The 21,209-nt window shown below is 62.8% G+C and carries 26 protein-coding genes; 13 read left to right on the top strand and 13 right to left on the bottom strand.

From position 1 onward, the window contains the following. Window positions 1-87: 87 nt before the first annotated feature. From CO657_RS21960 to CO657_RS21950, 3 genes are all read right to left on the bottom strand, one after another. On the bottom strand, window positions 88-615 hold the full coding sequence (locus CO657_RS21960; RefSeq protein WP_054182079.1) for a hypothetical protein: 528 nt from the start codon (window positions 613-615) through the stop codon (window positions 88-90). Beyond that, complete coding sequence (locus CO657_RS21955; RefSeq protein WP_054182080.1) at window positions 612-890, bottom strand: type II toxin-antitoxin system TacA family antitoxin; 279 nt, start codon at window positions 888-890, stop codon at window positions 612-614. Before CO657_RS21955 ends, CO657_RS21960 begins: the two co-directional genes overlap by 4 nt. A gap of 110 nt (window positions 891-1,000) precedes the next feature. After that, entirely contained in the window at window positions 1,001-1,702 is a 702-nt protein-coding gene (locus CO657_RS21950; protein ID WP_003589103.1) for a helix-turn-helix transcriptional regulator, read from the bottom strand. A gap of 97 nt (window positions 1,703-1,799) precedes the next feature. On the opposite strand from CO657_RS21950, the gene CO657_RS21945 reads away from it, so the two are divergent. Continuing rightward, window positions 1,800-2,198, top strand: coding sequence for a VOC family protein (locus tag CO657_RS21945; protein WP_054182081.1), 399 nt, complete (start codon window positions 1,800-1,802; stop codon window positions 2,196-2,198). A gap of 89 nt (window positions 2,199-2,287) precedes the next feature. Continuing rightward, window positions 2,288-2,914, top strand: a complete 627-nt coding sequence (locus CO657_RS21940) for a dihydrofolate reductase family protein (RefSeq protein WP_054182082.1) — start codon at window positions 2,288-2,290, stop codon at window positions 2,912-2,914. 25 nt (window positions 2,915-2,939) lie between these two features. Here CO657_RS21940 and CO657_RS21935 read toward each other — a convergent pair whose 3' ends face one another. The 5 genes from CO657_RS21935 to CO657_RS21915 form a co-directional block, all read right to left on the bottom strand. Further along, a complete protein-coding gene (locus CO657_RS21935) occupies window positions 2,940-3,485 on the bottom strand; it encodes a YbhB/YbcL family Raf kinase inhibitor-like protein (RefSeq protein ID WP_003589109.1) in 546 nt (181 codons plus the stop codon). Between the two features lie 38 nt (window positions 3,486-3,523). Beyond that, a complete protein-coding gene (locus CO657_RS21930; protein WP_003589111.1) occupies window positions 3,524-4,378 on the bottom strand; it encodes a helix-turn-helix transcriptional regulator in 855 nt (284 codons plus the stop codon). A 156-nt stretch (window positions 4,379-4,534) separates the two neighbouring features. After that, window positions 4,535-5,545: a GlxA family transcriptional regulator gene (locus tag CO657_RS21925; protein WP_054182083.1), complete on the bottom strand. Its 1,011-nt coding sequence runs from the start codon at window positions 5,543-5,545 to the stop codon at window positions 4,535-4,537. After that, window positions 5,542-6,108, bottom strand: a complete 567-nt coding sequence (locus tag CO657_RS21920) for an isochorismatase family protein (protein WP_054182084.1) — start codon at window positions 6,106-6,108, stop codon at window positions 5,542-5,544. Before CO657_RS21920 ends, CO657_RS21925 begins: the two co-directional genes overlap by 4 nt. Window positions 6,109-6,228: 120 nt before the next feature. Further along, window positions 6,229-7,125, bottom strand: coding sequence for a LysR family transcriptional regulator (locus CO657_RS21915; protein WP_054182085.1), 897 nt, complete (start codon window positions 7,123-7,125; stop codon window positions 6,229-6,231). A 126-nt stretch (window positions 7,126-7,251) separates the two neighbouring features. On the opposite strand from CO657_RS21915, the gene CO657_RS21910 reads away from it, so the two are divergent. Genes CO657_RS21910 through CO657_RS21900 form a run of 3 tightly spaced genes read left to right on the top strand, consistent with a single transcriptional unit; the run spans window position 7,252 to window position 9,288 of the window. After that, a complete protein-coding gene (locus tag CO657_RS21910) occupies window positions 7,252-7,626 on the top strand; it encodes an Atu4866 domain-containing protein (RefSeq protein ID WP_082366249.1) in 375 nt (124 codons plus the stop codon). Window positions 7,627-7,664: 38 nt separating this feature from the next. Further along, window positions 7,665-8,516, top strand: a complete 852-nt coding sequence (locus CO657_RS21905) for an oxidoreductase (protein WP_183694246.1) — start codon at window positions 7,665-7,667, stop codon at window positions 8,514-8,516. 37 nt (window positions 8,517-8,553) lie between these two features. After that, entirely contained in the window at window positions 8,554-9,288 is a 735-nt protein-coding gene (locus tag CO657_RS21900) for an SDR family oxidoreductase (RefSeq protein WP_054182260.1), read from the top strand. Between the two features lie 16 nt (window positions 9,289-9,304). On the opposite strand, the gene CO657_RS21895 is transcribed toward CO657_RS21900, so the two are convergent. After that, window positions 9,305-9,868: a methylated-DNA--[protein]-cysteine S-methyltransferase gene (locus tag CO657_RS21895; RefSeq protein ID WP_054182086.1), complete on the bottom strand. Its 564-nt coding sequence runs from the start codon at window positions 9,866-9,868 to the stop codon at window positions 9,305-9,307. A 165-nt stretch (window positions 9,869-10,033) separates the two neighbouring features. Between CO657_RS21895 and CO657_RS21890 the strand changes: the two genes are divergently transcribed. From CO657_RS21890 to ybaK, 4 genes are all read left to right on the top strand, one after another. Continuing rightward, a complete protein-coding gene (locus CO657_RS21890; RefSeq protein WP_054182261.1) occupies window positions 10,034-10,633 on the top strand; it encodes a 2'-5' RNA ligase family protein in 600 nt (199 codons plus the stop codon). An 88-nt stretch (window positions 10,634-10,721) separates the two neighbouring features. Next, window positions 10,722-11,780 carry a M14 family metallopeptidase gene (locus CO657_RS21885; RefSeq protein WP_054182262.1) on the top strand — a complete coding sequence of 353 codons (1,059 nt, stop codon included), beginning with the start codon at window positions 10,722-10,724 and terminating at the stop codon, window positions 11,778-11,780. 91 nt (window positions 11,781-11,871) lie between these two features. Then, window positions 11,872-12,222, top strand: a complete 351-nt coding sequence (locus tag CO657_RS21880; RefSeq protein WP_054182087.1) for an ArsC family reductase — start codon at window positions 11,872-11,874, stop codon at window positions 12,220-12,222. A 9-nt stretch (window positions 12,223-12,231) separates the two neighbouring features. Next, complete coding sequence (gene ybaK, locus CO657_RS21875; protein ID WP_054182088.1) at window positions 12,232-12,705, top strand: Cys-tRNA(Pro) deacylase; 474 nt, start codon at window positions 12,232-12,234, stop codon at window positions 12,703-12,705. Between the two features lie 2 nt (window positions 12,706-12,707). Here the strand turns inward: ybaK and CO657_RS21870 are convergent, their stop codons facing one another. Next, complete coding sequence (locus CO657_RS21870; RefSeq protein ID WP_054182263.1) at window positions 12,708-13,151, bottom strand: MarR family winged helix-turn-helix transcriptional regulator; 444 nt, start codon at window positions 13,149-13,151, stop codon at window positions 12,708-12,710. 79 nt (window positions 13,152-13,230) lie between these two features. On the opposite strand from CO657_RS21870, the gene CO657_RS21865 reads away from it, so the two are divergent. Together CO657_RS21865 and CO657_RS21860 are read left to right on the top strand one after the other, a co-directional pair. After that, a complete protein-coding gene (locus tag CO657_RS21865) occupies window positions 13,231-13,914 on the top strand; it encodes a glutathione S-transferase family protein (protein ID WP_054182089.1) in 684 nt (227 codons plus the stop codon). A 127-nt stretch (window positions 13,915-14,041) separates the two neighbouring features. After that, entirely contained in the window at window positions 14,042-15,295 is a 1,254-nt protein-coding gene (locus CO657_RS21860) for an aminopeptidase (protein WP_054182090.1), read from the top strand. Here the strand turns inward: CO657_RS21860 and CO657_RS21855 are convergent. Then, window positions 15,243-16,154: an EamA family transporter gene (locus tag CO657_RS21855; protein ID WP_054182091.1), complete on the bottom strand. Its 912-nt coding sequence runs from the start codon at window positions 16,152-16,154 to the stop codon at window positions 15,243-15,245. The two genes, CO657_RS21860 and CO657_RS21855, sit on opposite strands and share 53 nt — an antisense overlap. A gap of 81 nt (window positions 16,155-16,235) precedes the next feature. On the opposite strand from CO657_RS21855, the gene CO657_RS21850 reads away from it, so the two are divergent. Then, window positions 16,236-16,736 carry a MarR family winged helix-turn-helix transcriptional regulator gene (locus CO657_RS21850; protein ID WP_054182092.1) on the top strand — a complete coding sequence of 167 codons (501 nt, stop codon included), beginning with the start codon at window positions 16,236-16,238 and terminating at the stop codon, window positions 16,734-16,736. A gap of 303 nt (window positions 16,737-17,039) precedes the next feature. On the opposite strand, the gene xseA is transcribed toward CO657_RS21850, so the two are convergent. Beyond that, a complete protein-coding gene (xseA, locus tag CO657_RS21845) occupies window positions 17,040-18,623 on the bottom strand; it encodes an exodeoxyribonuclease VII large subunit (RefSeq protein WP_054182093.1) in 1,584 nt (527 codons plus the stop codon). A 337-nt stretch (window positions 18,624-18,960) separates the two neighbouring features. On the opposite strand from xseA, the gene CO657_RS21840 reads away from it, so the two are divergent. Further along, window positions 18,961-19,206: a hypothetical protein gene (locus CO657_RS21840; protein WP_003589145.1), complete on the top strand. Its 246-nt coding sequence runs from the start codon at window positions 18,961-18,963 to the stop codon at window positions 19,204-19,206. A 12-nt stretch (window positions 19,207-19,218) separates the two neighbouring features. On the opposite strand, the gene CO657_RS21835 is transcribed toward CO657_RS21840, so the two are convergent. Beyond that, a complete protein-coding gene (locus CO657_RS21835; protein ID WP_054182094.1) occupies window positions 19,219-21,060 on the bottom strand; it encodes a hypothetical protein in 1,842 nt (613 codons plus the stop codon). Between the last annotated feature and the right edge of the window lie 149 nt (window positions 21,061-21,209).

Here is a 21,209-nt window from a genome sequence, read left to right as displayed (position 1 = left end):
CCGTCTATCGCGGGGCAAGGCTCGGGATAGACGGTCGATGGCTGGCCGCCGAACTTGTGGCTCTGCTCCACAAGGCCTGAACGACCCTCAGAGAAGACCCTTGCCCTTGAGATCAGCGGCGAAGGTGGCGAGCGGCATGACAAGCGTAAGCGGCTGGTTCTCCAGCGGCTCGGCCCCATAGCTGACATACCATTGGGCCGCGCGCTCGCCCTTCGCGTCGATAATCAGCAGAACGCCGCCTGCTTCGGACGCGATCCGCAGGCAGCGAAGCGCCGCGGCCGCGAGGAGCTGTCCACCCAAACCATGGCCCGCTACAGAGATATCGGTTGCGATCCGAGCCAGCTTGAACCCAGGAACTTCGTGCTGGGCCAGCCCCTTCGTCATCGACGCCGGCACACCTTCATGTGCCACGGAGGAGGGGGCGACAGTGTAGAACCCCAGCACACGATTGGGCGTAGAGGCGTCGATCGCGCAGAAGGTCTTTGAGGCGTTCTGTTCGTGGCTTTGACGCGCGTAGCGTCGGAAAAAGTCGTTCATCGCCAGATCGCCGCAGTCGAAGGACTGGCGATCATGCGATTTCGCGATGGCTTCCTCTCTCCAGGCGGGCAGCGTCATAGAGTATCGGGCAACGCCGCGATCGCCGCCCGCAGCTTCGCGTTGGGCTTGGGCGGATTTTCCAGCAGTTCCAGCACGCGCGCATGATCGCGCGCCTTCAGGCGAACGACCTCGGCCGCCTCGATCACGGCTTCGGCTTCGCGCAAGGCGGTCTGGGTCACGAAGTTGGTCAAGTCGGTGTTGCGCAGCGCAGCGGCGCGCACGAGCTTGGCCTTCGTTTCCGGGGAGACCCGCAGATTCATACGCTTGTTGTCATCTACGGCAGCTTGGGGCATCTTCGTCTTCCTCGCAAGTCGTACATGTTGAAGATGTACGCGATCACACCCGATTTTTCAAGATTATATGTCTTAATGGCGTACGCTATCTGCCCAACACCCTCAAGGCGTCAATGGTCGGAGTGAGAGCGCCGCTCTTCGCGCCATCGCTCCCAGCGGCGGCGCAGGTCGCCTTTCCTTAAGCCGTTGCTCGCCTCCAGCACTTCGATCTTGATCATGCGATCGGTTCGGAAATGACGGAAGTCCTGCCTTAATTCGCACCACGCGACAATAAGGCGCGTTGCTTCACCATAGCCGAGGATGACCGGCCACACGACCCGCTCGGTCTCCTCACAAGTATCGGATCGATAAAGCAGGCGAAGCTTCCGATCTTCACGGATCGCATGGCGCAGTTCGTTCGTGTCGACCGTGTCTGTCGGAGTGATCCTGCCAGGCTTTGCTCCAACGCTTGGCTCGACGATATAGGGACGCAGCCTTTCGGGGATAACGGCTGCGATCTTGCTCACGACGTCCTGTGCCGCTGCGGATAATGCCTTATCGCCGCGTCCTGCGACCCATTGCGCACCCAGCACGATCGCCTCGATCTCGTCGGGCGTCAGCATCAGAGGCGGCATGTCATAGGCAGGGTCGAGCAAATAACCGAAGCCGGCCTCTCCGACGATAGGGACCCCTTGGCCGATCAGGTCGGCGATATCGCGGTATACCGAGCGCCTGGACACTTCGATCTCCTCGGCCATTGCCGCGGCAGTCACCGGCCGGGTCGTACGGCGCAGGATCTGAATGATCTGAAACAGACGATCGGCTTTGCGCATGGCTGTTGACTCCTGTTGCCATAATGCTGGCAACAGGCCTGTGCGACAAGGCCTGGGCGATACCGCGCGCACATTGGTCTTTTGGAAAGGAAAAGTCATGAAATTTGCCTCAACCCGGCTGATTGCCGGTGATATCAAGACTGTGGTCGGCTTCTACGAAATGGTCACAGGGCAGACGGCCGAGTGGTTGGCGCCGGTTTTCGCCGAGATCGTCACCCCATCGGCGGCACTCGCCATTGGCAGCATGGAAACCGTAGCGCTGTTCAAAGAAGGCAGCGCCGAAGCCGGCGCCAACCGAACGGCGATCATCGAGTTCATGGTGGATGACGTCGACGCAGAATATGCCCGGCTGAAGGATAGGGTCCAACTTGTCCATGAGCCTAAACTGATGCCGTGGGGCAATCGGTCGGTGCAGTTCCGCGATCCGGAAGGCACGCTTGTCGCGCTGTTCACGCCGGTCACGGACTCAGCAAAGCAGCGCTTTGCGTCGCGATAGGCGCGGCCCTCACACTTAAAATGATCGCGTGATGTCGGATCCTCCCGGTCCGGTTCGTCCTTGGGCCAAAGCCCACCGAGGAGAACGCCATGAGAGACCTGATCCTGAAAATGTCCATATCGGTCGATGGTTTCGTCAGTGATCTGGAGGGCCGGAACACATGGATGTTCGGCGCCGATCAGGAGGCGAAGGATTGGAGCGTGGAATATATAGGGAAGGCCGGCCTGCACATTATGGGCAGCCGCAGCTTCCTTTCCATGGCCCCCTTCTGGCCGACCTCCACCCTGGCCTTCGCGCCGCCGATGAACCAGATCCCCAAGGCCGTGTTCTCACGACAGGGGCCGGCGATCCTCGGCAAGGTGGCGGCGGCGCTCGATGACATCAGCGCCAAGGCGGGGACCGGACAGTCTCCAGGGCTGCAGCCCGGCGCGGAAAGCTGGGCGGAGGCCTATGTGGCGGGCGGAGACCTTGCGGAGGAGATCGCAACGTTGAAAGCTGAGGAGGGCAAACCGATCATCGCCCATGGCGGCGTGAGCTTTGCCCGCAGTCTGATCGCCGAGGGACTGGTCGATCAGTTCGCCCTGCTTGTGATCCCCGTGGCGCTCGGCAAAGGCCTGCCGTTATTCCTAGAACTCACCGCGCCAAAGCCTCTCAAGCTGATGAGCTCGAAAGCCTTTCCAGGTGGCGCGGTGGCGCAGATCTATCGGCCGGCCTGAACCGGTCGCCGGAGGTCAGCCGGCTTCAGCGGCCGTAGGTGACCTCGATGGAGGCCTTGGCGAGCGTATTTGCCCTGACATAGAAACCGACCATGGCCCCTGGCGCGGTATCGGGAAGCGGCAGCTTGTCGACCGAAAGCGCGTAGACGGTGAACTGGTAGTGGTGCGGTGCATCGCCGGCCGGCGGGCATGCGCCGCCATATCCCGATGTAGCGAAGTCGGTATGGCCTTCCACGGCCCCCGCCGGAAGCTTTTTCTCGCCGCTGGCGCCGGTGGCGATTTTCGAGGTATTTGCGGGAATGTTGAAGACAGACCAGTGCCACCAACCCGAGCCGGTCGGAGCATCGGGATCGTAAGCCATCACGGCGAAGCTCTTGGTTCCCTCGGGTGCACCCGACCAGACCAGTTCCGGCGAGATATTACCGCCGGCGCAGCCGAAGCTGTTGAAGACCTGCGCATCGGCCATGGACTTGCCTGAAGTCAGATCTTTCGAGGTGAGTTTCATTTCCGCCTGGGCGGCCGTTGCGCCAAAGACGGACGCGGCGAGAAGGACTGCTGTTATGAGACGCATGCTGTTTTCCTGCGGTTGATGACGCCGCAAAACTACCGTCAGCGAGGCAGTGCATCTGCCCCGCTACGCTCAACTTCTGCCCCGATCCGTTCAAAGTGCTCGGAGCCACTGCGCACGTGGCGCGGGCTGACGCCGAACCGCTCTTTGAACCGCGCCGAAAATTGAGAAGGTGAATCGTAGCCGACCTCCAGCGCGACCTGCGCCATCGGCAGCGTCGTCGTGTGAATGAGCCCCAGCGCCCTGTTCATTCTCGTATCGCTCAGGATCTCGCTGAAGCCGGTCTTCTCGGCGGCCAGCCGGCGCCTCAGCGTTGCCTCGCTCATGTTGAAGGAACGCGCCGCGTGCGCCAATGTCCAATCAAAGGCCGGATCGCTTTCGATCATCTGCCTCAGCCGATCCTCAAGCCGAGGACTCTGGCCTTCACCCAGCACCGCGCCGCAGAGCGCAAACCAGGTGACGAGTTCCATCAGCCTGGCCTTGGCAATGGCGCCGGGAAGCCTCGCGAGGTTGCCGGGCTGACAGCAATAGTCAAACAATACGGCGGCTTCTTCCGGCAGGCTCGAGGCGCTTGCCGGAAGCGGCCGCGAGGGAACGGCGATCGATCCCATCCTCGCATAGGCATCCTCGAACAACTGTCTCGGAACAGGAAGTGCTACGGTCTGATAGTTTCGCGGCGCCTTCGGAATGTTCTCCATCGTCAATGGCTGATAGTCGGGCAGCAAGCCGTATGCGCCGGCCTCCAGGCGCAAAGGCCTGTCATCCGCCATGACGATCTTCGTTCCCGATTGTACCTGGAACAAAATGGGGCTCGTATTGACGAGACGATAAAAGCAAGCTCGCCCACCCTGACGGATCAAGGCCCTGGTCGGAACGGGAAAGACGTCGTCCAGCATAGCTTCTCCGGCAAAAGGGCGCTCCTCGCCCTGATCCTTGGAGCGGGAAATAGCAAAACCCCGTGGCAGGGGCAACCTTGAGCCGGGAGACGCCGGTGGGAAGAGAGCCTGATCGGTTCGCGATGGTTCGCCGGAAGCAGCTTCAGCGGCACATACCTACGCCCCCATCTGCAGCCTTGATCGTGCCGTGCTCGGCGGGCTTTCATGCAAGCGGTTCCAGGCGCGACGCAGCTGCCGCGCCGAGCCGAAGCCGGCGCGCATTGCGACGGCCTCCATGTCCAGTCGCGAACCGGCGAGCATCTCGCGGGCGAGCGCCACGCGCATACGATTGACGAAATCCGTAACGCTCATGCCCGTCTGCTCGTTGAACAGCCGCGAAAGGTTGCGCGGGCTGGCGCCGCTGAGGCGGGCAAGTGCGGCGACCGACCAGTCCTGTGCCGGATCGGCCACCACGGCGTCCTGCGCACGATGAATGACCGGATGGATATGGTTTCGGCCTTCGAGCCAGGGCGAAAGCTGCGGGTCGGAGCCGCCGCGCCTGAGGTAGACGACGAGATATCGCGCCACCGCGACAGCGCATGCGTGGCCAGCCGCTTCGGCGACGATATGCAGCATGAGGTCGATGCCGGCGGTAATGCCGGCGCTCGTCAGCCGCTCGCCGTCCTCGACATAAAGCCGGTTCTCCCGGACGCGCGCCGTGGGCGCGAGCCTGATCAGATCTTCCATGCAGCCGTGATGGGTGGTGCAGTCGTAATCGTCGAGCATTCCCGCCTCGGCGGCGAGCAAGGCGCCCGAACAGATCGAGGCCAGGCGAATTCCCGGACGAATGGCGCGTCTCAGCCATGCGACGATGGCAGCCTCATCGGCGCATCCCCGTTCGCCATGCTCGAGGCCGTTTTCCATCGGGGCGTCGGCGCTGCCGGCAATGACGACGAGCGCGCCATCCGGCAATCGCTCCGGCAACGGAGCGACGCCGGTAACGGCAAGACCGATCGAGCTGCCGACCGTCGCCGACGGACCGATATAGGTGACGGTAAAGCGCACCGTGCACTGTTCGAGGTTCGCCTTGCGCAGCACCTCGATCGGGCCGGCCACGTCGAGCAAAAGGACGCGCGGCGGCACGACGACGAAAACCGGGATATCGACGGGCTGCGCAGGGTCGGTCATGCGGCGAGCAACTCCCCACGGCCTGCCAGCGCCTGTTCGACGGTCGCGATCCGCGCGAAACGACCGGAGAGGACAAGTTCGGTCCGGTCCCGGATTTCCCTGGCGCTCCAGCTGCGTCCGGCGGCGTCGGTCATCGGGAATGTCAGGGTCGCTTCGCCGACATAATCGACCTGATAGCCGAGATCCGAGGCGTGACGCGTCGTGGTCTCGCAGCACTGTTCGGTGCGGATGCCGGAGACGAGGAGGCGGCGGACGCCATTCTCGGTCAGCCATACGTCGAGGCCCGAACCGACGAGAGCACTATGGCGGCTCTTCCTGAAGGTCGCCTTCGGGGCGATCCGGAGGGGGCCAAGCGTTCTGACGAGCCCGGAGCTTTCCGAGAACGGCCCGCTTCCATCGACATGAAAGATCTGAATGACGGTTATGCCGCGGGCTTCTGCGCCGTCGATCAAAGCCTGCTGGCGATCGATATAGGCGGAGGCGAGCTCTTCATCCCAATAATCGCGATGCCTGAAGGATTCCTGGGCGTCGATGACGAGAAGAACGGTATCATGATCGGACATTTTTTACTCCTTCGAGATTGATCATGACGTCATATTCCGCGATTTGATAGTGGCGCGAAATGCACGCCGCGGACAAAGAGCGGACAATTCACGCCAATGACTGCGTTCAGCAGCAGGCGACTAGCGCCTGGCGGACGTCCTGATGTGATCGACCAGCGCCCGCAGCTTCAGCGGCTGCCGCTGGCGCCTGGGATAATAGAGATAGAAGCCCGGAAAGGGCGGGCAGAAATCTTCGAGCAGCGGCACGAGTTCGCCCCGTTCGACATAGGGCTGAAAGGTTTCCACCATGCCGAAGGTGATCCCGGCACCGGCGCAGGCCATGCGGATCATCATGCCCATGTCGTTGGTCGTGACCGCGGGATCGACGGCGACGTCGAAATCGCGGTCATTTTCGGTGAATTCCCAGCGATAGGGCGCCGTATCCGGGCGCGGGCGCCAGCCGATGCAGGCATGACCCTGCAGTTCGCCGGGATGGCGGGGACGACCGCGGCGCTCGAGGTAGGCGGGGGATGCCACAGCATATTGCCTCTGCCGCTCGGAGACCGAGATTGCGATCATGTCCTGCTCGATCACCTCACCGAGCCGGACGCCCGCGTCGAAGCCGGCCTCGACGATATCGAATTCGTCATCGGTGATGGTGATATCGAGTTTGATCTCGGGGCAAGCCTGCATGAAGCCGGCCAGCAGGGTGCCGGACAGAAAACTCTCGGCAATCGACGAGACGGTGATCCTGAGCAGACCGCTCGGGCGCGCCTGCATTTCCCGCACCGTCTGCATCGCATCCCTGACCTGCCGCACCGACGGGCGAACCGCCTCGAAGAACACCTCGCCGGCCTCGGTCAGGCTGACGCTGCGCGTCGTGCGCTGGACGAGCGCAACGCCGAGGCGATCTTCCAGGCGCTGTAAAGCCTGGCTGACGGCGGAGCGGGTGACGCCCAGCCGCTCGCCGGCAAGACGAAAGTTGCGCGCCTCCGCCACCGCAAGAAAGACCGAAATGCCTTCGAGATCATCGACCATTGGTTAGCATTTCTAACCATGGCATCCCGAATTGGCAACTTAATCACGTCGATCAGGGAGACTATCTTCCTCTCGAGGCCAAGCAAGGCAGTGTTCATGGACAGGCCTCTGTCGAAGGGAAGACCGATGCGAAACATTTCAGCGAGACCTGTTCTGCATATTTTCGCCGCAACCACCCTGGCCGGCACGGCGATCGGCTCGTCAGCCGCGGATGCCCTCAACGACCGGCAATCCGTGTGTCAACAAACAAGCGAGAACATGATGCAGCACCATCCCTATGTCGGCATGTGGGTCACGGATGACGGTCGTGTGCGCCACGAACTTCTGGCCAACGGCCGTTACGACGAAGCCCGCGGCAACCGGGAAAGCGCCTATCGCGGCCGCTACGAAGTCACCGGAAGCCACATCGAATATTGGGACGACACCGGCTTCACTGCCGACGGCGATTTTGTCGACGGCAACACTCTCCATCATGGCGGCATGGTGTTTCGCCGCAAATAACCGATCACTCGGGATAAGGCCGTTTCCGGCCGGAAAGGATGACGATCATGTCTTCCACCACACCCATCTGGTTCATAACAGGCGCTTCGTCCGGTCTCGGGCGGGCGCTTGCTGAAGCGGTTCTCGCCCGAGGCTGGCGCGCCGCCATGACCGCGCGCAGACCCGAAGCCTTGAAAGATCTCACGGCAGAACACGGCGACCGCGCCCTTGCTGTCTCGCTCGATGTCACGGATGCCCGCTCCGTCGCCCGCGCGGTTCAGGACGCCGAAGCGCATTTCGGCGCGATCGACGTGCTCGTCAACAATGCCGGTTATGGCTACCTCTCGGCGATCGAAGAAGGCGAGGAGACTGAAATACGCGCCCAGTTCGAGACCAATGTCTTCGGCTTGATCGCCGTCACCAAACATGTCCTGCCGGGCATGCGCTCGCGCCGTCGGGGGCATATCTTCAATGTCTCTTCGCTCGGCGGGCTCGTCGCCTTCGCCGCGACCGGCTACTACCATGCCACCAAGTTCGCGGTCGAAGCCCTGTCGGAGTCGCTTTTCCATGAGGTCAAGCCGCTCGGCATCGATGTGACGATCCTCGAGCCCGGCGCCTTCCGCACGGATTGGGCCGGACGATCGATGGTCGAATCCAGAACCGTGATCGACGACTATGCCGAGACATCGGGCAAGCGGCGCCAGGCCACTCGTTCGGTCTCCGGCAAGCAGCCGGGCGATCCGGTGCGCGCCGCAGCCGCGATCATATCGGCATTCGAGGCGGACGAGCCGCCGCTGCGGCTGTTGCTTGGCGCACCCGCCCTGAAGATCGCCCGCGAACGGCTCGATGCGCTGCGGACAAATTTCGACGCCTGGGCGGAGACGACGCTCAGCGCCGATTTCCCCAGCTGATCGCCCAGAAAACACCAATCGAAAAATGGAGCTTGAAATGTCGAAGATCGAAGGAAAAGTCGTTGCCATCACCGGGGCCAGCAGCGGCATCGGAGAGGCTGCGGCAAGGGTGCTGGCTGCCGCAGGCGCCCATATCCTGATCGGCGCGCGCCGCACCGAGCGGCTGCAGGCGCTTGCCGGCGAAATCGAAGCCAAGGGCGGGACGGTGCGCCTGCGAAAACTTGACGTCACCGACCGTTCCGAGGTTGAGGCCTTTGCCGGTTTTGCCAGATCGGAATTCGGCCGGCTTGACGTCATTGTCAACAATGCCGGCGTCATGCCGCTCTCGCCGCTCGACGCTCTCAAGGTCGAGGAATGGGACCGGATGGTCGACGTCAACATCAAGGGTGTTCTCTATGGCATCGCCGCGGCGCTGCCGATCATGAAGGCGCAGGGATCGGGGCAGATCATCAACCTGTCTTCGATCGGCGGCCACAGCGTCTCGCCGACGGCTGCCGTCTATTGCGCGACGAAATTCGCAGTTCGTGCGATCTCGGACGGGCTGCGGCAGGAGACTGATCGCATCCGCGTGACCGTCATTTCTCCCGGCACGACGACCTCGGAACTGGCCGAGACGATCACCGATCCGACCGCGCGGGACGCCATGAAGGCGTTCCGGGCGATCACGATCAGTCCGGAGGCCGTCGCCAATTCGATCCTCTACGCCATCAGCCAGCGCGACGACGTCGATGTCAGCGAGATCATCATCCGACCGACGGCGAGCCCGCATTGAGCAGCCGGCATTTCGACTAGAGGCCCAGCGACTGCTGGGCCGGCGGCGGTGGGGCAAGGCTGACGCCTTCGAGTTCCAGCATACGGGCCTTCGATGACGAACCGCCGGGAGCGGAGAAGCCGCCGATCTTGCCGCTGGCGGCCAGCACCCGGTGGCAGGGAATGATCAGCGCGACCGGGTTCTTTGCCATCGCCTGGCCGACGTCGCGGGCGGCTTCCGGCCCAGCGCCGAGTTCTTTCGCCAGCGCGCCGTAGGTGGTCGTACGGCCCCAGCCGACGCGCCTTGCTGCCGCATAAATATCCCTGAAAAAGGTATCCTGGCCGGCCAGATCGAGTTCGACGCCGGAGAAATCCGTTTCCTCACCCTGGAAATAGCGCTTCACCGCCGCGACCGTTTCGAGCACATCCGGCGTCGGCGCGCCGGGTTCGGCATCCGGCAGGCGGCGCAGCAACAGCCGTTCGGTCGCTTCCGCTGACTTCGTCGGCAGCTGGAAGCGGGCGATGCCAGCGTCGCTCCAGGCGATGCCGCAGAAACCACCGGCGGTTTCGAAGGTCAGATAGTGGTATATCGTCTGGGCCATGACAGAGCCTCCACGTTTTTCGATTACCACCAAAATCGTACGGGACGGCCGCTGTTTCAACCCGATTCTTGCGCCTCGTGTTCTTTTTTTGTTCCAACCGTGCTACCCTTGCGCGATATCCTGGCGCCATGAGATGGGGAGCGGGCCATGACGGCTTGGAAGCCGATGAACCAGACGTCTTTTGCCTTCGCACATGATCGCAACGGTCGCGGGCGGCGGAGCAGAATGGACAATACCGGCAACCGGCTTTTCTTTGGTCTCTGTCCTCCACCAGCCATCGAGCGACAGGTGGCCTCGATCGCCGACGATTATAAGAATGCTTTCTCTCTTTCCGGTCAGTTGCGGCTGACGACACTGCATGTAACGATCCGCTGGGTCTGCGACTATCCTAACTTGCCGGAACACGTGATCTTCGCGGCACTGCAAGCCGGCGTTGGAGCCGAGAGCCCGCCGATCACCATCACCTTCGACCGGATCATGAGATTTCCGCAGGCGCAGGCGCTGGTACTCGCTGGTGAAGGCGGGCGGAAATCCCTTGCCAGGCTGCATCTCCAACTCGGCGTCGCCATGCACAATGCCGGACTGCCGCGCAGTATCGGCCACACATTCACGCCGCATATGACTCTGCTCTATGACCGCAAGGCCGTGCCGGCAATGATGCTCGACAGACCGGTCTCGTGGACGGCGTACGAACTCCTGCTGATCCACAGCGTTCTCGGAAAAACCAAACACCACATCGTCGATCGCTGGCCGCTGCTCGGCTGAGGCACCGTGCACGGTGAGACTTGCGCTTGCCGGATATCCGCGGATAAAGGGAAGAGCCGTTCGGATGGCAATGCGGAGCGAAGGCAGCATGGACGTTTCAGAAATCATCATCCCCGGCGATACGCCAGGAACGGAGTGGCGGCTGCCGGTGCTGCGTTTTGCAGGCCACGATCCGAAGGCGCCGAAGATCTATATCCAGGCCGCACTGCATGCCGGCGAGCTGCCGGGAACGGTGCTGCTGCATTTCCTCTGCGAACGGCTGCGGCAGGCGGAGAGCGAAGGCGGGATCGCCGGCGACATCACCATCGTGCCGCAGGCCAATCCGATCGGTGCGGCGCAATCGCATTTCGGCGACCTGCAGGGCCGTTTCGATCTTGGGTCACGCACCAACTTCAACCGGGATTTCCCGCTGATTTCCATTGCCGATCGGGCCACACTGATCGAAGACCTCGATGATTATCCGGCTACCGATAGTTTGAAGCGGCAGCTGCTGCATCTGGCGCTCGGCGCCGATCTGGTCGTCGATCTGCATTGCGACGATGAATCGCTGCAATATGCCTATATCGATGAGGCCTTCTGGCCTGAGGCGGCCGATCTTGCCGCCGCTCTCGACATGGAGGCCGTGCTGCTGTCGGATGGCGAAAGCTCGGCCTTCGAGGAGGCCGTCGGCTTTGCCTGGAAATATCAGGTTCCCGGCGAGCGCCGATCCCGACTGCCGGGCCGGCTTTCGGTCACGGTCGAGCTGCGCGGCAAGCGCGACGTCGATCCGGCGCTGGCGAAGAAGGATGCGGGCGGGCTTTGGCGTTTCCTCGTGACGCGCGGGATCGTCAGCGGCGAGACGGCTGCAACGGCATTTTCCGGTCCGGCCGTGCCGCTCGACAATGTCGAGATCCTTCGCGCGCCCGAAGGTGGCGCGGTGCTTTTCCATCGCAAGATCGGCGACGAGGTTGCAGAGGGCGAGCTTCTGGCGACGATCGTCACCCGGCCGGGGCAGCCGAACGGCAGCATCGATTTGCATGCGCCGCAGGACGGGCTGATCCTGACCCGGACGTCCGACCGGCTGGTGCGGCGGCGCGGCGACCTGATGAAGATCGTCTGCAGCAGCCCGAGCAGGGCCGCGCGCAAGGCCGGCACGCTGGAGAATTGAGCCGGCGAGTTCGGGGATAAAACGCCGCACGGCGTTTGCGTCGGCCTTCGCCCATGTTATCCCGCTGCCATCACAGGGAGATCGATCGGGCATGACTGTTACCATTTATGGCATCAAAAATTGCGACACGATGAAGAAGGCCCGCAGCTGGCTGGAAGACCACGGCGTCGCCTATGAATTTCACGATTACAAGGCATCAGGCATGGACCGCGGCCATCTCGAATCCTGGATCGACCAGGCCGGCCTCGACACCGTGCTCAACCGCGCCGGCACCACTTTCCGCAAACTGCCCGATGCCGAGCGCGAGGACCTGACCCGGGAAAAGGCGATCGCGCTGATGCTCGACCAGCCGTCGATGATCAAGCGGCCGGTGCTGGAGACGAAGGGCAAATTGCTGGTCGGCTTCAAGCCGGAGATCTATGCCGGCACGTTCGGAGACTGACAGGCGGCTATGTCCAAAACGACCCGTGCGACACAGCTTCTTTCCCAGGCGGGCGTCGCCTTCACCGTCCATACCTATGACTACGATCCCGGCGCCGAGCGTGTCGGGCTACAGGCGGCCGAGGCCTTGGGCGAAGCGCCGCATCGGGTGCTGAAGACGCTGATGGCTGAGGTGGACGGCAAGCCGGTCTGCGTCGTCGTGCCGTCGGATCGCGAAGTCAGCATGAAGAAGCTCGCCAGCGCCTTCGGCGGCAAGTCGGCCAATATGATGAAGCCCGCCGATGCCGAGCGGCTGACGGGCTATCATGTCGGCGGGATCAGCCCCTTCGGCCAGAAGAAGAGCGTGCCGACGGCGATCGAGGAAGCCGCCCTTGCCGAACCGCTGGTCTATATCAATGGCGGGCAGCGCGGCTTGCAGGTGCGGCTCGATCCGAAGGATGCGTTGAAGGTCTTGAAGGCGATCGCCGCGCCATTGGTCGCCTGATCTCAGGAAAAGCGGTCGAGCAGACCGGCAAGCGTTTTCGCCTCGTTTTCGGCAAGCTTGCAGCCGATATGGGTCTCGATCGATCCTGCATAGACGGCCCAGATGCGCTCGCGCAGCTGCCGGCCGGCCTCGGTGATGACGACCCAGCGGCCGCGGCCGTCCTCGGCGAAGACTTCGCGCCGGACGAGACCCTCTCTTTCCAGCCGGTCGATCAGGCGGGACAAGTTATACTGCGCAAGCAAAGTGCGCTCTTCGATCTCATAGGGGCGCAGCCTGCCATCCCCTGCGCGCGCCAGTTCCCACAGCACGTCATACCAGGCAAGCGGCGGCATGCCGGCCGCCTTCAGGTCGGCTTCGATTGCGCCGAGCAAGCGGTCGCGGGCGCGCATGATGCTCGTCCAGGCACGGGTGGAGGCTTCGCTCGGTTTCGGCGTTTTTTCGGACATAAATGCAATTACATCTATCTTGAATTCCGCCGCAAGCGATATTAGATGCATTTGCATAGATTGTGACCAGGAGATTTCCATGAGCAAGCTTACCCTTATCAGCCACCATCTCTGCCCCTATGTGCAGCGCGCCGCGATCACGCTTCTCGAAAAGGACGTACCGTTTGAGCGCATCAACATCGATCTTGCCAACAAACCGGATTGGTTTTTGAAGATCTCGCCGCTCGGCAAGGTGCCGCTGCTGCGGATCGAGGCGGAGGACGGCAGCGAGGCCGTTCTGTTCGAAAGCAGCGTCATCTGCGAATATCTGGAGGAAACGCAAGCCGGTGCCGCCCTGCATCCCGCCGATCCGCTGACCCGCGCCCGTCATCGCGGCTGGATGGAATTCGGCTCCTCCGTGCTTTCCGATCTCTGGGGCTATGAAACGGCGCAGGATGAAGTACAGCTGGACGCCAAGCGCAAAGCGCTGACTGCCAAATTTGCGACGCTCGAAGGGGCGCTCGGCGACGGCCCCTATTTTGCCGGCAGCAGCTTCAGCCTGGTCGATGCCGTCTTCGCGCCGGTCTTCCGCTATTTCGATCTCTTCGATACGCTCGGCGACAGCGGCATCTTCGACGGGCTTGAGCGGACGCAGCGCTGGCGCAAGGCACTGTCTGAGCGTGCGAGCGTCCGGGAGGCCGTCGGCGCGGATTACCCGCAGCGGCTGCTGGAATTCCTCGAGAAACACTCCTCGATCCTGCTCAGGCAAGCTGCCGCCGCCTGAAGCGCGCCCAAGCGGCCGGACCTCCATCCGGCCGCCGGCAATTCGGCGACACAACGCTTCATTTTCGCCGCAAACGGGTCTAAGTCTGCCAGCCTCAAAGCATCATCGACAGAAAGCAGGTTGAGCCATGACTTTCATGCCCCAGAGCCAGAACACCATCGATCCCGTCAAGCTGGAGAAGCTTGCAGAGGTCGCCGTCAAGGTCGGTCTGCAGCTGCGCAAAGGTCAGGATCTGGTCGTCACCGCGCCCGTGGTGGCGCTGCCGCTCGTTCGCCTCATCACCAAGCACGCCTATCAGGCCGGCGCAGGACTGGTGACCGCCTTCTATTCAGACGAGGAAACGACGCTTTCGCGCTATCACTACGGCAGCGACGAGAGCTTCGACCGCGCCTCCGACTGGCTCTATGAGGGCATGGCCAAGGCCTATGCCAACGGAGCGGCGCGCCTTGCGATCGCCGGCGACAATCCGCTGCTGCTGTCCGAGCAGGATGCCGGCAAGGTCGGCCGCGCCAATCGCGCCACATCAACCGCCTACAAGCCGGCGCTGGAAAAGATTTCGAATTTCGACATCAACTGGAACATCGTCTCCTATCCCAATCCGTCCTGGGCCAAGGTGGTCTTCCCCGACGATCCTGAGCCGATCGCGATCGCCAAGCTCGCCAAGGCGATCTTTGCCGCCTCGCGCGTCGATGTCGACGATCCCATCGCCGCCTGGGCCGAACACAATGCCAATCTGGCCAAGCGCTCCGCCTGGCTGAATGGCGAGCGCTTCGCCTCGCTGCATTTCAGGGGACCCGGCACTGATCTGACCGTCGGCCTTGCCGACGGGCATGAATGGCATGGCGGCGCTTCGACCGCCAAGAACGGCATTACCTGCAACCCGAACATTCCGACCGAGGAAGTCTTCACCACGCCGCATGCGCTGCGCGTCGAAGGCCATGTCTCGAGCACCAAACCGCTGTCGCACCAGGGCACGCTGATCGACAATATCCAGGTGCGCTTCGAGGCCGGACGTATCGTCGAGGCGAAGGCGTCGCGCGGCGAAGAGGTCTTGAACAAGGTGCTCGATACCGACGAGGGCGCGCGCCGGCTTGGCGAAGTGGCCCTCGTGCCGCACTCCTCGCCGATCTCGGCCAGCGGCATCCTGTTCTACAACACGCTGTTCGACGAAAATGCCTCGTGCCACATCGCCCTCGGCCAGTGCTATTCCAAGTGCTTCCTGAACGGCGCGACGCTGAGCCAGGAAGAGATCAAGGCGCAGGGCGGCAATTCCAGCCTGATCCATATCGACTGGATGATCGGCTCGAACAAGGTCGATATCGACGGTCTCAAGCCGGATGGTTCGCGGGTTCCGGTGATGCGGCAGGGCGAATGGGCCTGACCGGCATCGTCGCGCGCTGACTGAGCCAGACGCTGGCGAGCACCATAGCGAAGCCGGCGATCTGCACCGGCGCCAGGCTCTGGCCGAGCGCCAGCCAGCCGAGCAGGGTCGCGACGACAGGGCTGAGAAAGCCGAGCGAGGCGACCGCCGAGGGCTCGATGCGGGCCAGGCCGCGGAACCAGAGCAGATAGGTGAAGGCCGCGCCGATCAGGCCGAGATAGGCGATGCCGGCAATATTTGCGATAGTCGGCATCGGCAGCGCCGGCTCCAGGAAAAGCGCAAAAGGCACCAGCAGTATGCCGCCTGCCGCCAATTGCCAGGCGGTGAAGGTGAGGTTCGACACCGGCGGCGTCCAGCGCCGCGTCAGCACCGTGCCGAAGGCCATCGAGACGGCGCCGGCAAGACCGGCGGCAACCCCCACAGGATCGAGCCCCGCCTTCGGTGTCAGCACCAGCAGCGCCACGCCCGCCATGCCGATGAAGCCGGCGATGACGGCAAGGAAGCGGATCGGTTTGCCGAGGAAAAGCCGCGAGAGCGCGATGACGATCAGCGGCTGCACCGCGCCGACCGTTGCGGCGACGCCGCCCGGGAGCCTGTAAGCCGAGACGAAGAGCATCGCCCAGAAGAACGAGAAGTTCAGGGCGCCGAGAATGAAGGCCCTCCCCCACCAGATGCCGAAAGGCAGCTTCCTCACCAGGAGCAAAAGCAGCAGTCCGGCCGGCAAGGCCCGGAGCATCGCCACGGTCAGCGGATATCCGGCCGGCAGGAAGGAGGTGGTGACGATATAGGTGCTGCCCCAGATGGCGGGTGCGAGCGCGGTTGCCGCAAGGTCGGCGGTGGAGCGGAGATTTGTCTTCATATCAAGAATCTCTATTTCAAGATAAATGCATCTTACGCCTTTTTATCTTGACGTCAAGATAATGGCTGTTATCGGTGGATCATGAGCAAAGACAGCCGCATCGATCACGTCGACAAGATCCTGGCGCAATGGCGACAGGAACGGCCGGACCTCGACGTCGAACCGATGGGCCTGCTCGGACGGCTGAAGCGCCTCGGCACCCATCTCGGCCGCGAAGTGGAGGCGGTGCTCTTAAAACACGGGCTTTCGACGTCCGCCTTCGACGTGCTCGCCACCCTCCGCCGCGCCGGCGCGCCCCACCGGCTTTCGCCGGGCGAGCTCCTGGAGATGACCATGGTCAGCTCCGGCACGATGACGAACCGCATCGACCAGCTGGAGAAAGCGGGCTTCGTCGAGCGCGTCGTCAATCCGGATGACAGGCGCAGCGTGTTGATCGCACTGACGGACAAGGGGCTGGCGACGGTCGAGACCGCCGTTGGTGCGCATGTCGCCAATCAGCACCGGCTGATGGGAAATTTAAGCGCTGCCGACAAGGCGGAACTCGACAGGTTGCTGCGGAAATTTCTCTCGGATTTCGAATAGTGTTTCACCATCCAGCGAAGTGCTTGCGGCATGGATACTCGGGTCAAGCCCGAGTAGGACGGAGAGTGGGGAGCACGACCGGCAAGAGGCGAGACGTCTGGGGGAATTTCAGCAAAATGCGCGAGCGGTTTTGACTGCGGAAACAAATGGCGGCAATTCCTATAACCGCCACGCTCGCGCTACTTGCCCCACAGCCCCCCACCCTCCGTCGTCCTCGGGCTTGACCCGAGGACCCATGACCGCAAGCGCTGCGTTCGCGTTACCACAGCGTAAGATTTTGTTTATTTCCCCGCCGGAATTGCCCTAAAAAAGGCTTCCCTGCTTCGGCGGATCGCCGGCTTCCCTGGCAGGCCGCTTCTTCAACGAAGCAGGCGGTGCGCCGCCTTCGGTGGTCACGGCGCCGATGCGGCCGTCGGAAAATTCGATCGAGACCGCGGAACCTGCGGAAAGAGCGGCAGCCTGCGAGACCGGCCTGTCATCCTCATCACGAATGACGGCGTAGCCGCGCTTCAGCACATTCTTATAGGACAGCGACTGCAGCACACGATCCTGCGCGGAAAGCTCGGCGCGGGCGCGAGCCAATTGGTGGCGGATCGCCGTATCGCCGTGGCGCGAAAGATTGGCGAGAGCCTCACGGCTCCGATCGGTTTGCGTCTTGAACCGGGCTGGCAGCGAGGCGAGGATTGCCTCAGCGCGATCAATGCGGGATTTCGAGCGGTCAATCAGCCGTTCGACCATGCGTTCGGCGCGGACAATGCGCTCATTCAGGGTCTGGCGGCGCTCGGCGATACGGCCGGAGAGCAGATCGGGACGCAGATGCGCGCCAACACGTTCGAAGCCGCGGCGCTTGTTGATAGTGTTGAGTTCCAGCCCGCGGCCAAGGCCGGCCGCCGCCTCGTCGAAACGGCGGCGCGGCAAGGCGAGAAGCTGATCGAGCGATGGCAATGCCCGCATCAGAGCCCGAACCGACTGGCGGCGCTGATCCATCTCCCGGTTCATGCAGCCCTGCAGCCGCGCGGCAAGGGCGGCGGCATGCGCCTCAAGCTCCGCCTTGACCGGCACGGCGATTTCGGCCGCCCCGGTCGGTGTCGGGGCACGGACATCGGCGGCATAGTCGATCAGCGTCCAGTCGGTTTCATGGCCGACGGCCGAGATCAGCGGTATCCGGCTTTCGGCCGCCGCACGCACGACGATTTCGTCGTTGAAACTCCAGAGATCTTCCAGGCTGCCGCCGCCGCGCGCGACGATCAGCACATCCGGGCGCGGGATGGCGCTGGCCGGCTCCAGCGCATTGAAGCCGCGAATGGCGTTTGCCACCTCCTCGCCGGATCCCTCGCCCTGGACCTTCACCGGCCAAACGAGGACATGTACGGGAAAGCGATCGGAGATGCGGTGAAGAATATCGCGGATCACGGCGCCGGTCGGCGAGGTGACGACGCCGATCACGCGCGGCATGAAGGGCAGCCGCTTCTTTCGGGCGGCATCGAACAGGCCTTCGGCGCCAAGCTTGCGCTTGCGCTCCTCGATCAGCGCCATCAGCGCGCCGGCACCGGCCGGCTCCAGTGTCTCGATGACGATCTGATATTTCGAGGAGCCGGGAAAGGTGGTGACCTTGCCGGTGGCAATCACCTCCATGCCCTCTTCCGGACGAAACTTCAGCCGCGAGAAGGTGCCCTTCCAGATAACAGCGTCGATGCGGGCGCGATCGTCCTTCAGCGAGAAATAGGCATGGCCCGAGGAGTGCGGGCCGCGATAGCCGGATATTTCGCCGCGCACGCGAACCTGATCGAAGGCCGTTTCGACGGTGCGCTTGATCGAGCCGGAAAGCTCCGAAACCGAATATTCGGCAAGATTGGTCGGCGAATCGCTGTCGAAGACGTTGCTCATCCCTTCTTTCTATGTCGATCGGCTTTCTATGTCGATCAGCGGCAAACGGGAAGGTCGTGGCCGCCGCCGAAGCCGGTTTTCCCGGCTGCCGAGATCGCTGGCGGCGGCGCACTCTGCGCCACGCATCCTCAGCATGGAGTCGCCGCAGCTTGGCGGATGAACCGCGAAATCGGGTAAATCCGTTTGGTTGCGGAACGCATAGTTATAATGCGCGTTATAGATGAAAGGGATTGCTAACCACCGCAATACAAAGGCTTTTCGGCGGAGATTGCCGGTAAATCTTTGTTAGTTGGCGCTTCCTATGCTTCCCCTCGTTATCTCTGGGAAGGTGCTGAAAATGATTATTCTCACAGCAGCAGCATTGGGCGTCAGCGCCGGGCAAACGCGCTCGGCTGCCGCGATCGCGTTGATCGCAGCGCTGATTGGAATAACCTTCGCGGCGGCGGCGATTACGTCGCCCGGCCCGGTCTCAATCCTGGCCTTCGTCTATGCCGTTCTCGGCTTTAATGGCGGCCTCATGCTCTTCGTGGCCGGGCTCTATGCCAATGCGCGCCTTCGCCGCGCGACGCGCGTTTCCCACTAAGAACTGCCGGCGTCAATTCGCCGCCGGCCGATAGCGAAAGAACTGAACGCCCACATCCGCCGCCTTCGGAAGCGGCTCGAGATAGGGCGGTATATTGCCCTTGCCGAGCTCGGCATAGAGCCCGTCCGGTTTCAGCTTGGCAATCTCTCGCGTCTGCAGGTCACCGGGACAGAAGCCAAGCACCGTCACATCAGCCCCCTTCAGGAAGGCTTCCGCTTCCTGCGGCTCCGCCAGCCCGATGTGCAGCTCCGTCAGCATACCGCCCTGATTGCGGTGATAGGGCGCCGAGAGAACCCGGTTTTGTGTAAAACGAAGGATCGGCACCCCCATTTCCGAGGGTGCGGAGACCAGCCCGGCCGGAAGCCCGGCAAGCGGCGCCAGCGCCTGCCTCGACGTGCAGGAAAGCACCTTTTCCGTCGCCTGCTTCTGCGCGCTATTGCCCATCTGCAGCGCGGCAAGTCCGCCGCCGAGTGCCCAGGCGGCCGGAACGCTTGCGAGGACAGTGACGATATAGACGAAGGCGGCGGCAACGTTCTCGCTGTCGCTGTTGGAGATCCGCCTGATATCGATAATCAGCAAGGCAAGCGGCAGAATGGAGATCAGGTTCGAGAAAACGGAGCCCCGCACCTGAACCAGCGCGATCGCCCAGCTGGTGATAAGCAGGAAGAGCAGGACCAGATGGAGCTGCATGCGGTCGCGCCGAACGATACGAAAGATGCAGACCGCGATGGCGAACAGGCCGGCCGCATAGAAGCCACCGATGGAGAAGGGATCGGTGCGAAGAAGAACGAAGGCCGACTGCGCTTCCGACACATTCTTCAGCCAGAGCTCGACCAGCATCGGATCGAGACCGGCGAGCGGATCGCTCAGGCATTGTGGCGCAATCACCATGGCCGACCCGAGAACACCGACGCCGACGAGGCCAAGTGCGGCAAAGCGCAAGGGGCGACTGAGGCGGCTCGCAAAGACAGCCGAAAACAGCAGCAGCCCGCCGCCGATCGCCGCCAGGCTGTAATAACCGAGCGAGAGATTGTCGCAGGTGACCGCCGAATAGAGCCGCGGCGGCACCGTTGCGACAAAGAGGATGCTGATCGCAACTGCCAGCGCCAGCCCGAAGGCCTTCGCGGCGGCGGCGAATTTTTCGCCTTCCCACGCCCAGAGAAAAGCGATGGTCAGACAGACGGCGGCGACGAAAGGCGTCGTCTCGGCGCCGATGGCGATGGCGACCGCTGCCGCGATGCCGGCAACCGCGTAACTCCAGCCGCGACGCTCAGGATCCAGCAGCATCGCCACCATCGTCGCGACCAGCGCCAGCTGCGCGTTGTGATGATCGATGGCTCCAGGCGCGAAACGGTTGCCGGTGTAGATCGCAAGACCGGTCATGCCGAGACAGATGTGCATGCCGGCGATACCGCCGATACGCCGCCCGGCAACGGCCATGGCAAGCATGGCGGGCAGGACCAGCAAGACCGGCCAGACGGCAAGCGCCAGGGCCTCAGCCGTCTCGTGCGGCGCAAACAGACCGAAGAACCGCATCAGCGAAGCGATCGGCAGATCGATCAGCCGCGACCAGTGCATCAGCGTGCCGCCACCGAGGCCGAGGCGATATTGCATCAGATCGAACCAGCCCTGCCCGGCGAGAAAATCGCGGACCTCGACGAGACGCATTCCGTCGTCATTGTCGGGCCCGACATAATCGGTCGCGGTGAAAAGCTTGGCGACGACGAGGATGGTGGCGAGAATGACGCTATAGGCGATAACGGTTGGCCACAGGCGCATCATCAACCTGCCCAACCCGCCCCTTCGGGCGGCAGTCACAGATGCGGCATTGGCGATCGGCTGCACGGCGTTCATCGTGGTTAGCACTTTGTTTCCAGATGCCGAAGCTTAGCCGCAGCCGATCAAGAAAGTGTAAAGCCGATAACGGCAGCTGCCGATTTTGCTTTCGTCATAGGGTCTTATTAACGCCGGGTGGTTTAGGCTCGGCACGGCTTTTGTGTAAC

It is taken from the genome of Rhizobium acidisoli (assembly GCF_002531755.2).
Classification (GTDB): Bacteria; Pseudomonadota; Alphaproteobacteria; order Rhizobiales; family Rhizobiaceae; genus Rhizobium; species Rhizobium acidisoli.
The sequence above is the reverse complement of the archived record's forward strand: the minus strand, read 5'-3'. Positions and strand labels throughout refer to the sequence as shown.